General features: G+C 67.3%; 12 protein-coding genes. 4 read left to right on the top strand and 8 right to left on the bottom strand.

Translation table 11 applies throughout. The features are described from left to right. The first annotated feature begins 26 nt into the window (after positions 1–26). Positions 27–938, top strand: a complete 912-nt coding sequence (locus tag O6P37_RS06295) for a class I SAM-dependent methyltransferase (RefSeq protein ID WP_269893267.1) — start codon at positions 27–29, stop codon at positions 936–938. A gap of 11 nt (positions 939–949) precedes the next feature. Here O6P37_RS06295 and O6P37_RS06290 read toward each other — a convergent pair whose 3' ends face one another. From O6P37_RS06290 to O6P37_RS06270, 5 genes are all read right to left on the bottom strand, one after another. Then, entirely contained in the window at positions 950–2,308 is a 1,359-nt protein-coding gene (locus tag O6P37_RS06290; RefSeq protein ID WP_269893266.1) for a bifunctional o-acetylhomoserine/o-acetylserine sulfhydrylase, read from the bottom strand. A gap of 377 nt (positions 2,309–2,685) precedes the next feature. Next, on the bottom strand, positions 2,686–3,054 hold the full coding sequence (locus tag O6P37_RS06285) for a nitrile hydratase accessory protein (RefSeq protein WP_269893265.1): 369 nt from the start codon (positions 3,052–3,054) through the stop codon (positions 2,686–2,688). Next, positions 3,051–3,716 (bottom strand): nitrile hydratase subunit beta, encoded by a 666-nt coding sequence (nthB, locus tag O6P37_RS06280; RefSeq protein ID WP_269893264.1) that lies wholly within the window; start codon positions 3,714–3,716, stop codon positions 3,051–3,053. Before nthB ends, O6P37_RS06285 begins: the two co-directional genes overlap by 4 nt. Continuing rightward, complete coding sequence (nthA, locus tag O6P37_RS06275) at positions 3,713–4,351, bottom strand: nitrile hydratase subunit alpha (protein WP_269893263.1); 639 nt, start codon at positions 4,349–4,351, stop codon at positions 3,713–3,715. The genes nthB and nthA overlap by 4 nt, the downstream gene beginning before the upstream one ends. A gap of 56 nt (positions 4,352–4,407) precedes the next feature. Beyond that, positions 4,408–5,634 (bottom strand): argininosuccinate synthase-related protein, encoded by a 1,227-nt coding sequence (locus O6P37_RS06270; RefSeq protein WP_269893262.1) that lies wholly within the window; start codon positions 5,632–5,634, stop codon positions 4,408–4,410. 714 nt (positions 5,635–6,348) lie between these two features. Here O6P37_RS06270 and O6P37_RS06265 point away from each other — a divergent pair. Further along, positions 6,349–7,116 carry a class I SAM-dependent methyltransferase gene (locus O6P37_RS06265; protein WP_269893639.1) on the top strand — a complete coding sequence of 256 codons (768 nt, stop codon included), beginning with the start codon at positions 6,349–6,351 and terminating at the stop codon, positions 7,114–7,116. A gap of 26 nt (positions 7,117–7,142) precedes the next feature. Here the strand turns inward: O6P37_RS06265 and O6P37_RS06260 are convergent, their stop codons facing one another. From O6P37_RS06260 to O6P37_RS06250, 3 genes are all read right to left on the bottom strand, one after another. Continuing rightward, entirely contained in the window at positions 7,143–7,856 is a 714-nt protein-coding gene (locus tag O6P37_RS06260) for a Type 1 glutamine amidotransferase-like domain-containing protein (RefSeq protein ID WP_269893261.1), read from the bottom strand. Between the two features lie 2 nt (positions 7,857–7,858). Then, positions 7,859–8,683, bottom strand: coding sequence for a universal stress protein (locus O6P37_RS06255; protein ID WP_269893260.1), 825 nt, complete (start codon positions 8,681–8,683; stop codon positions 7,859–7,861). A gap of 273 nt (positions 8,684–8,956) precedes the next feature. Next, complete coding sequence (locus tag O6P37_RS06250) at positions 8,957–9,316, bottom strand: hypothetical protein (RefSeq protein WP_269893259.1); 360 nt, start codon at positions 9,314–9,316, stop codon at positions 8,957–8,959. A 104-nt stretch (positions 9,317–9,420) separates the two neighbouring features. Between O6P37_RS06250 and O6P37_RS06245 the strand changes: the two genes are divergently transcribed. Next, positions 9,421–10,062 carry a helix-turn-helix domain-containing protein gene (locus tag O6P37_RS06245; protein WP_269893258.1) on the top strand — a complete coding sequence of 214 codons (642 nt, stop codon included), beginning with the start codon at positions 9,421–9,423 and terminating at the stop codon, positions 10,060–10,062. After that, positions 10,056–10,754 (top strand): RES family NAD+ phosphorylase, encoded by a 699-nt coding sequence (locus O6P37_RS06240; RefSeq protein ID WP_269893257.1) that lies wholly within the window; start codon positions 10,056–10,058, stop codon positions 10,752–10,754. The genes O6P37_RS06245 and O6P37_RS06240 overlap by 7 nt, the downstream gene beginning before the upstream one ends. Positions 10,755–10,761 lie beyond the last annotated feature (7 nt).

Genomic DNA, 10,761 nt, shown 5'->3' with positions numbered 1-10,761 from the left:
CCCACGACGATCCCCGGAGGAACAAAATGCGCCGAATCGCCCTCTCGATCTACTGGGGGTTCCTGACGGTTGTCCGCTCCTTCGCCCTGGTGCGACAGAAGGATGCGGCGGCCTACTACACCACCCTCGGAGACGATGTCATCGACTTCCTGGACGAGGGCTTCGTCGACGACGACAAGCCGTTGTGGCTCAACCTCGGCTATTGGAAAGAGGCGCGCACCTACCCCGACGCCTGCGTCGCGATGGTGGAACTGCTGGGAACGCGGGCCGGACTGCAACCAGGCGACGAAGTCCTCGACGTCGGCGTGGGTTTCGCCGAGCAGGACTTCGTTCTCCTCGACCGCTTCAAGCTGTCCCGCGTCACGGGCATCGACATCACCCCCGTCCACATCGAGAAGGGCAGGGAGCGGGTCGCCAACCGCGGGCTGCAGGATCGCATCGACCTGAGGCTCGGCTCGGCGACCGCGATGGAATTCCCCGACGCGACGTTCGACACAGTCCTGGCCCTGGAGTGCGCGTTCCACTTCGACACACGTGAACAGTTCCTGCGCGAGGCATTTCGAGTCCTCAAACCCGGAGGGTCCATCGCGATCGCCGACATGCTCCCGGTTCCGGGCAAGAAGACGAGCCGGGCCACCGCCTTCGCACGCAAGTACGGCCACGTTCCGGAGGCCAACCTCTACGACCGCGAGGAATACCCACGGCGGCTGTCTGCCGCCGGATTCGGCGATGTCCGCGTGGAGTCGATCCGGCAGGACGTGTTCCCCGGCATGGCCAAGTACAGCCGCCAGCGTGTCGAGGGGAAGAAGATGGACGAAGTGGTCGTGGAGGTGTCGGAAGACGACCGCGCCCAGTGCCGCGGCGTGGAGATCTGGGAACGCGGAGTGGGCTTGACCGACTATGTGATCGCCTCGGCGCGTAAGCCATCGGACGCCTGAATCTCCGGCGTTCAGTGAGCCGTTGTCGCACCGACCACTGCTCTGGCCATCGTGACGTCCCCGCACTTGCGTGACGCGGCGAAGCCGAGTTCCAGATCGGCCAGGATGTCGTCGATGCCCTCGATGCCGACGGACAATCGCACCAGCCCCGGGCTGACGCCGCAGGACAGTTGCTCCTCGGGGCTCAACTGGCCGTGGGTCGTCGATGCCGGGTGGATCACCAGTGAGCGCACGTCGCCGATGTTGGCGACATGGCTGTGCAGTCTCAGCGCGTTGACGAACGCCTTGCCTGCCTCGATGCCACCGGCGAGTTCGAACGCGAGAACGGCTCCGGTTCCTCTGGGCGCCAGCCTCTTCGCCCGCTCGTGCCACGGTGAACTCGGCAGCCCCGCATAGTTGACGGACAGCACGCCGTCGTGGCCGGCCAGGAACTCGGCGACCCGTTGCGCATTGGCGACGTGGCGTTCGATTCGTAGACTCAGCGTCTCGAGACCCTGGGCCACCAGGAACGCGTTGAACGGCGAAGCCGCCGAACCCATGTCGCGCAACAGTTGCAGCCGGGCCTTGGTCACGAACGGCGCAGGCATGTCGGCGTACACGATGCCGTGGTAGCTGGGGTCGGGAGCCGTGAAGCCGGGGAAGCGGCCCTGCGTCCAGTCGAAGGTGCCGCCGTCGACGATCACACCGGCGATCGCGGTGCCGTGCCCGCCCAGGTACTTGGTGGCCGAGTGCACCACGATGTCGGCACCCTGGGTGATCGGCTGGATCAGGTACGGCGTGGCGATGGTGTTGTCCACGACCAACGGCACGCCGTTCTCGTGTGCGACGCCGGCGACGCGTGGCGTGTCCAGCACATCGCTCTTCGGGTTCGAGATGGTCTCGGCGAACAACGCCTTGGTGTTCGGCCGTATCGCCGCCTGCCACGATTCAGGATCGTCGGGATCGACGAAGGTGACCGAGATGCCGAGCCTGGCAAGCGTGTAATGAAACAGGTTGTAGGTGCTGCCGAACAGCCGCGGGCTCGACACGATGTGGTCACCGGTTCCGGCGAGATTCAGTATGGCGAAGGTGCCGGCGGCCTGTCCGGAGGCCAGGAACAGTGCGGCCACTCCACCCTCGAGCGCGGCGATGCGCTGCTCGACGACGTCGGTCGTCGGATTGCCGATGCGGGTGTAGATGTTCCCCGGCACCTCGAGGCCGAACAGGGCGGCGGCGTGTGCGGTGTCGTCGAATGTGTAGGAGGTGGTCTGGTAGATCGGAAGCGCACGGGCATGGGTGGTCGCGTCCGGCCGCTGACCGGCGTGGACCTGTTTGGTTTCGAAAGACCAATGTGCGGTCGGATCGGGCTGGATGTCGGCGTCGTCGGTCATGGCTGCCTCTGGTGGACGGGACTGGTCTGGTGTCGGGATGCTCGCGGCGCCCCCGGCTTCAGCAACTGATGACGTCGACCGTCAGTCGTCGGCGGGAAACGACACGCGCGGTGCGTGAGCGTGCTCGATGTACGCCCATGATGTTTGCCATGTCTGGTCGGGGTCTCGTGACCTCGAACCGGCGCGCGTCGAGCCGCCGGCCACTCCCACCAGCGGTGGGAAGGTTGCCGGCCGGCGGGCCGGTGCGTGACGCTGGCGCCCATGAACCATCCGACCACTTCTTCGAAGTGTTCGCTAGGATTTCGACACCGGAGTTGAGAGTTTTTCCGTCCGTCAGCGTCGTTTCACGCTTGCTGACGCTTCACACCCCGCGTTGGCTACTCGTCAGGACCGGCGTCGAAGTCGCTCGGCTGCACTTCGATCGGCTGGCCATGCGGTGTGCGGTGCGCCGCACGCTGCCACGCGTCATGCCAGCGTGTGGTCTCGTCCGGTTCGACGCCCTTGCGCGCCAAGAGGTCTTCGAGTGCGCAGAGCCAGTGGTGGTAGTAGGTGTCGCCCATGTCGGCGTCACCCGCCGCCTGTGCCGCCGTGATGCGGGCGGCGAGCGCATCGGCCCACTCGGCCCAGCTGTACAGCCCGCGCTCGTGCAGACAGACCGCGATCGCAAAAACCCGTGCCTGCCATGGACTCTCGAACGTCACATCGTCGCCGCCCGCGATCGAGGGAGGCCAGTCAGGCTGATTCATGCTGGTTCCAGGTACGGTTCCCATGCGTCGATCGACACAGTCAGGCCCGGATCTGCGTCCGGCCACAACTCGGTGCCGCGGAACGCCACCCCATAGAGCCACTGCGGCTGTTCTCCCAGGCCGTGGGCGTTCGAGTCTGCGAAGACATGTGTCCCGTGCACGAATTCGATCACCGCCGGCTTGCCCTGGGCATACCGCGGAAGCCGCGTGTGATGCGCGAAGGGCCCGGTGATCGTGCGCACGCGCTGACCGACGGTGAACCGCGGCTCCGTGGTCGCGGGCCGCTCGGTGGGCGCTCCGCGTGCATACATCTTCGGCACATCGCGTGCGTGCAGGACACCGCGCACCGGTCGCGGTGGGTGTAACGACCGGCCGGCGGTCAGTTCGTCGGCGGTGACCAATCCGCACTCCTCGAGCAGCTTGAGCAGTCCGGCGAACCAGATCTCGTAGTAGCTCCGCCGGTCGTAGTCCGGCAGGGTCTCGCGCGCGGAACGTGCCATGTCGATGTTCCACACCCCGGCGGCGCCCATCGCCAGGTGCAGCGCGAACAGCCGCGGCTCCCAAGCCGCGTGCCACAGTGCGTGATCGGAACCGGGTTCAACCGGTTCGTGATGCGGTTGGCCGCCCAGATCGGCGTAGGTGACGTACTCCCCGCCGCTCATGCGCCGACGCTCTCCGGCTCACGGGGGAGGCCGGCGCCGATCATCGAATCGCGGGTCACCAACGCGGCGAGATCGTCCTCGTCGAGGTGTTCGGTGCCCACCGGCCGCAACGGGAGGACGAGGTAACGGATTTCGGCGGTCGAATCCCATACCCGGATCTCCGTGTCCGGTGGTAGCCGCACACCGAAATCGGCCAGCACACCCCGCGGGTCACGTACCGCACGCGACCGGTACGGCGCGCTCTTGTACCACGTGGGTGGCAGGCCCAACACCGTCCACGGGTAGCAGCTGCACAGCGTGCAGACCACCAGATTGTGTCGCGTGGGAGTGTTCTCGACGGCGACCATGTGCTCGCCCTGCCTGCCGGTGTAGCCCAGTGACGCGATCGCGGCGGTGGCGTCGGTCAGCAACCAGTCGCGGTAGCCCGGATCAACCCACGCCCGAGCCACCACACGCGCACCGTTGCGAGGTCCGACGCGAGTCTCGTAGGTGTCGATGACCTCGTCCAGTGCCGCCGGGTCGACATATCCCTTTTCGACGAGCACGCTTTCCAGCGCCCGCACCCGCAGGTCCATCTCACCGATCGCGCCGGGATGACCCCCGTCGATGCCGGAACCGTCGCCGGGTCTGCTCATCATTCGAGATTACGGCGACGAGACGACCATGCTCCGGAGCGACGCACGGTGAGCGCCTATGCCGTCGAGACGGCAGAACCGTTGAGCCGACTCAGCGTCACGGACCTGGCCGCGGCGGCCTTGTGGTACTCCCACTGCTCGCGATCACGGATGTAGAGCGGCGAAACGGCCTTCAATCCTTCGAGCTCGAACCCCCCGTTGCGCAGGGTGAACCTGACGGTCCCACTGACGCGGTGAGCACTGACTTCGAGGAAGGACTGCAATGCCGTGCGGAGACCGCGGAACCACCGCCCCTCCACGGCCTCCATGATCAGGGCGTCGCCGAGCGTTCGCATCCAACGCAGGGTCTCCACGTCCAGTGTCGCCGATGCCAACTGACCGAAGGCTTCGAGGATGAGTGCCGCGGCGGGTGCTTCGCGCACCTCGAGCACCTTCTCGCCACCTTCCAGATGCTCCAGGCTGGAGAACCGTCCGATGCCGTAGCGACCGACTTTGGCGTTGATGTTGGAGATCAGTTCGACGAGGTCGGTGACGGGCTCGGCGTCCACCGACACCAGACGCCCCGCGTCGAACCGCAGCTCGATCACCCGACTGGCCGTCTCGGATGCGACAGACCACTCATAGAGATTCTCGTCGATCTGGAATGCTTCGGGGTCGTCGAGTGTCCCGCTCTCGAACTCCCTGCACCACAGGTTGGTGTCGGTGCTGAGGTACCGATTCGCGAAACCGGAGATCCCGAAATTCTCCTGCAGCTCCAGGCGCTTGAAGTCGCGGGAGAGGGCGTCGAACTCGTAGGGCGATCCGTAGTAGCCGTCGAAACTCAGGTCGCTGATGGCCCCGTTGAGCCTTCGCAGGCTGTTCTGGGACTGATTGGCGGTGTGGAGCAGACACTTCGCCCCGACCGATCGCGCGAGCTCCACACCGACTCGTGCAATCAACGGTCGTGACAGGGATGCACTGATCGGATGCTGTCCGAGATACCTGCCGCCGGCGAGGATCGACGCGTGCACGAATTCCTCGGCGAATTCTCTTCTGCAGTCCACCCGCGTGATGTGTACGTCGAAGTTGTCGGCGATGTTCGAGAATTGGCCGATGTCGAAGTCGTCTCCGACGTCGACGGACAGTGCAACCACGTGCACGTCGAGTTTCGCCAGCTGCGCCAGGAGATACGCGCTGTCCAGTCCGCCGCCGCACAACGTCACGATCGTGTCGTCGGGGCAACACAATTCCTCGATGTCCCTGAAGGAGCGGATCTTCCTGTTGTTCGTCAAGTCAGATCCCATGTGTCAACGCCCTATCTGGCTGGGTCCGGGGTTACTGCTGAAGACCTCACCGTTGCCTGTGAAGTGCCCGATCTTTCGCCCGACGCGTCCGAGAGAAAGCGCGCACCGGCGACACGGGGAAGGCCCGAATGCGACCATGGATTCGCATCTTCCCGACCGGGTCAGGCTAACACCCAGGGCCCCGGTCAGCAAAGAAATTGGCGATCATTCTTCCCCATGAGGCATAGAGCCCGCGAGGCGCGGCGGCGCGCACCTTTGGACACGTCACCGGCCCGGCGAACCATTGTCCCGATGACCGAGGCTGCGGGAGGTGGTCATTGTCAATTCAAGGACCGTGGTCGGCTGCGTGTCCGACCCGATCCGAAGTGTGCGGAGAAATCGGCCTTTTCAAGTATCCCAGCGGCATTCGCGGGCTTCGGTCGGGTGGCGGACGCGCGCTCACGGTTGGCGAGCGAATCTCGAATTCGGCCCCGGAATGGCCGTCGGGATGGGGCCTGAAAACGATGTGGCAAGCCGCGGCCGCGTCGCTGCAATGGTCGGATCCGCGGCATCGGACAATGCCGGGCACGTGTCGGCGAAGGTGGCGAACACGAGGTTCCGGCAAACATCAACAGATTGGCCGCGAACGCCGAAACCGGGCCGGACGGCGCAAAGTCGAGCGCATTTGCCTTCGACTTCGTCTTTCGCGCCGGAGCATGGCTGCCGTCATTCATGATGGTCCACATGGGGACGACACACGACGACATTGTGAGCATGCCCCGAGGCGGGCCGGATGCCTCGTGGCTGGACCGGCGGTTGCAGACCGACCGGCTCGAGTACCTGGACCGCGACGACGTCGACGACCGGAAGCGCAAGGTCATCGAATCGCTCGACCGCACCGGACGGCGGCGGTTCATGGGCAACTACGAGATGTGCGCCCGGGCCGTGCTGGCCGAGGTGACCGACATCGCCTCGCCGAAGATCCTCGAACTCGGGTGCGGTCTGGGTGGGCTGTCGCGAAAGCTCCTGGAGCTCCACCCCTCTGCTCAGGTGACGGCCACCGACGTCGATCCCGCGTTCGTGACCGCCGTCGCCGCCGGCGACCTCGGCAGCCATCCACGCGCCACGGTGCGGGAGATGGACGCCACCGCGATCGATGCCGCCGACGGGTACTACGACCTCGCGGTGTTCGCGTTGTCCTTACACCACCTGCCACCCGAGCAGGCCGCCAAGGTGTTCGCAGAGGGAACCCGGGCGGCGGACAAGTTGTTGGTCATCGACCTACGCAGGTGGCGGGCGCCGCTCCAGCTGGGGTTGTTGGCATTCACGCTGCCGCTCACCGGGCTGGTCCCGCCGCTCCACGACGCGGTCATCAGCTCGCTGCGCGCCTACAGCCCATCCGCACTGCGTGCGATCGCCCAGTATGCCGACCCTGCGGTCACCGTCGAATTCCGAACTCAACCCCGGGGCGCGACGGCGGTGGTCGCCGCTCGACCCCGGTAGCCGGACGCACAGACCGGCCGCTGATCTCAGTCGTCCAATGCGGTGTGCAACACCGAGCTGGTGACGCGAGCGCACTCGAAACGAAATTCCTGCGCCGGGCGGCGCACCGGCTCGATGGTGGCGTCAGGATGAACGATCACCCCACCGCCGGAGGGGATTCCGAGTCCCGCAGCCCTTCCCCCGAGCGAACCGATCGCACGGGATAGCCGCCTCCACCCGGCCTCCTCATCGTGTGTGTCGACGACGGCGGGCACGAGATCGAACACCTCGAGCAGATCGCTCGCGGAGGAGTCCGGCGTTTCTGCGATCCCATAGCGGCCGAGTTGAACTGCTCCCGCTGAAATGCCAAGCAGCACAGCCCCTCGCGCGTACCGGCTGAGGATCGCGTCCTTCATGCCGGTCTCCTCGAACGTTCTCCAGCCGCGACGCACGTCGCCGCCGGCCAGGACGACCAGCCGGGCACGCTCCAGAAACGCTCGGTCGTCCGCGGGGAACGACGATTCGATCATGCGTCGATCGGTCACTCCAACCGCATCGACCGCCGCCTCGAAGATGTCGTAGAACTCCGGACGGTCCCCGTTGGATGCCCCGATGTACGCGGCGCAGATCGGTGTGTCGCGAATCAACCCGGCGAGGGCGGTGTCGAGGAATGGTCGCCCCTGCCGCTTCCAGAACAGCAACTGGCTGTCCGCCAGCAGGTAGAGCGGTTGCCGTTGCGCGGCGGAATCGGAGCAGTCCACCGCTATGCGCCGGGCACCACCAGCACGGGCCGATGCGAGAATTGCAGCGTCGCCCGCGCGACACTGCCGAGCAGCACCTGACGCAGTGCCGATCGCCCGCGCGACCCCACGACCAGTACCGCCGCGCGACGGCGCGCCGCGACGTCGACGAGGACCTCCGCCGTCGCCCGTGCCGAGCCGCCGCCCGGCTCGATCACCACACCCTCGGCCGCGGCGTTCTCTGCGTCGCCGTCGCCGACCGCGACCGCGACGATCTCGCGGCCGGCGAAGATTCGTTGGGCCGCCGCCAGCGCGCTCTGCGCGCCGGTCGAACCGTCCGTACCGACCACCACCGGTCCTTCGGCCAGCGCATCGTACTCGTCGGCCAGCATCGGCGCCTGCGCCACCAGGGTGGGCCGCGATGCGTACTGCACCGCGATGTCCGACACCGACCCCAGGAGTGCCTGTGCGCCGCCGAGCCCACGGGAACCGACCAGCACCACGTCGGCGGCCATCTGCTCGGCGAGTTGCGCCAGCACCAGACCCTCTCCGCCCCAGGACCGTTTCACCAGCGGCTCGGCGTCGAGGCCCGCGGCTCTGGCCAGCGTGGTGCCTGTGGCGGCCACCCGCTGCGCTTCGCGCTCGCCCTCGACCTCGGTGAGCTCGACCAGTTCGCTGGCACTGCGTGCGCTGGCCCGCAGCCGCCGCCGGAGCGCATCGCTGGTGAACGGGGGAGTCCACAGGTGCGCCACCCAGGCGTGCGCACCGGGGAACAGCAGCCTCCCCACGTCGATCGCCGCCGTCGCAGCGGGTGAGCCGTCGAATCCGATGATCACGCCAAGCGGCATGCCAACACCTTCCTCTTCGTCAGTCTTCTGAGTCGCGGACGATCGCTGAAAGCTGCTCCCGCACAAGCGGGATCGGGCATCCGTTCAACGGTCGCCGGCCGGTGTTACCGTGCGCCAAGGCATTCGGGAGCGCGGGGACCCCGCCCGCGGACGTGGTCGCGACCTCGAGTGCCGGAAGGCGAACAGTGTTCGCGGCCCATCCTCGAATCCGACCCTAATCCGTCGAACGGTGTGTGTCGTCGAATTGACGGGATCGCCGAGGTGGCGTGCGGGTCACTCGCCGAGCAGTATCCGGCGGTATCGGCGGCGTCCGTCGGCGTATTCGGGGCGGTCGCGGTAGATGATGGTCAGGGTGCCGGGATTCTCCCGGTTGGGCTCCGGGTAGACCGCGAACGTGTCCTCGGGTTGCAGCCCGACGATGCCGATGTAATCAGCCACGAACCCGTCGAGGTCGGCCTTCCATGCCTTGGGGGGCACGACCTCGACATAGGGCTTGACCGCGTTCGGGGCGTAGTCGCCGTGGTGGGTCCGCCGCTTGTCGTTCTCGAGCATCTGCTGGAGCTCTTGCCGGGACAGCTGCGGATTCTCCTGCTGGAGTTGCTTCAACCGGCGCACATCGTCGAGGAAGCCCATGATCGGACCCTAGCAGCGTCCGCCCGACCTGCATCCCGCGATGACGCAAGAGGAGCCGGTGAGGATGGTTTACTTGTTTATCTTGCTCCGCGTACACTGGACGTATGGCCGTCAGAACCACTTCCACCGATGCCGCGGCGGCGAAAGCCAGTCGCAGGCGGGAATCGTCGGCAACTGTGAAGGTGCGCAAGCGCGCGGCGCCGTCCGTGGAGGACATCGCCTCGGCGGTGCACACCGCGCTGCAGTCGGCGCCCGCCTCGGTGCGCACCGACTTCGTCGAGACCGTCGCCGATCGCGATGAGGCCGGCCTCGACGACGCACTCTGGGGCGCCGCCCCGTCGACTGACGAGGTGCGGGCAGCCGCGCTGCGGGGCCTGAAGAACGACTTCCTCGCCCGGCGGGAACTCCTGGGTGCGTCGCTGTCGCGGCCCCAGGTCGCCGAACTGCTCGGAGTGACGCCGCAGGCCGTCCTCGACCGGTTGGCCGAGGGCGATCTGATCGGGCTCAGGGACGGCCGGGAGTGGCGGATTCCGATGTGGCAGATCAACGCCGGTGCCGAGCGGGGTTTCCTGCCCGGGATCGCGGCGGTTCGCGAGGTGTTCCCGGGCGGACTCGTCGCGCTGAGCAGATGGGTCACCACCCCGAACGCCGACCTCGGCGGCGCGACTCCGGTCAACGCCCTGGCGGCCGGCCGCGTGCCGCAGGTCATCGCCGCGGCGGCGGCGATCACCGCCGCGGCGTGGTAGCCGACCTCGGCGAACCGCATCGGCCGCTGCGCGGTGGCCGGATCTGGACATGGCGCTGGCCCACCACGCTGCCAAGGGCCGGCTGGGGCTGGTGCCGGGTATACCACCGGTCCGCGCACACCCCCGACGGCATCACTCACCGCGGATACGGGCCACTCGCGCGTCTCGACCATCACACGCCTCCGCCGGACGCGCCGGCGATGTGCCCCGACGGCCGTACCGTTCTCTACGTCGCGGGCAATCTGTCCACCGCACTCGGCGAGGTCTTCGGTGACCTCGGAGAGGCGGCGATCTGCCCGGGATACCGTGTGGCGCTGGTCCGCCCCCGCGCCGAGGTCATCACACTCGACCTGCGCTCCGAAGGCGCCGCCATGCGCATCGGCGCCCTGCCGTCACTGGCCACCGGCGCCTATCCGCGGCCCCACACTCAGCGCTGGGCGCGGGCGATCTATGAGGACCAGCCGGCGCGACGACCGGTGGATGGGGTCTACTACCACGCCGCCCACAGCAACGGCCGCGCCCTGGCGCTGTGGAACACCGATGCCGACGTCGAGACGGTCGCCTCGCCGTCCGGCGAGGATCAGGACTTCGCTCTCGGCGACCCGCGCATGTGGCGCCGCGTCGTGGTCGCGGCGGGCGATCTCGGCATGACCGCAGCCCGGATCGACGCGTGCCCGCGTTGCGGCAGCTGACCGCTCC

The organism is Mycobacterium hippophais (genome assembly GCF_027529605.1).
Classification (GTDB): Bacteria; Actinomycetota; Actinomycetes; order Mycobacteriales; family Mycobacteriaceae; genus Mycobacterium; species Mycobacterium arseniciresistens.
Note: the sequence above shows the minus strand (reverse complement) of the source record. Positions and strands in the feature narration are given on the sequence as shown.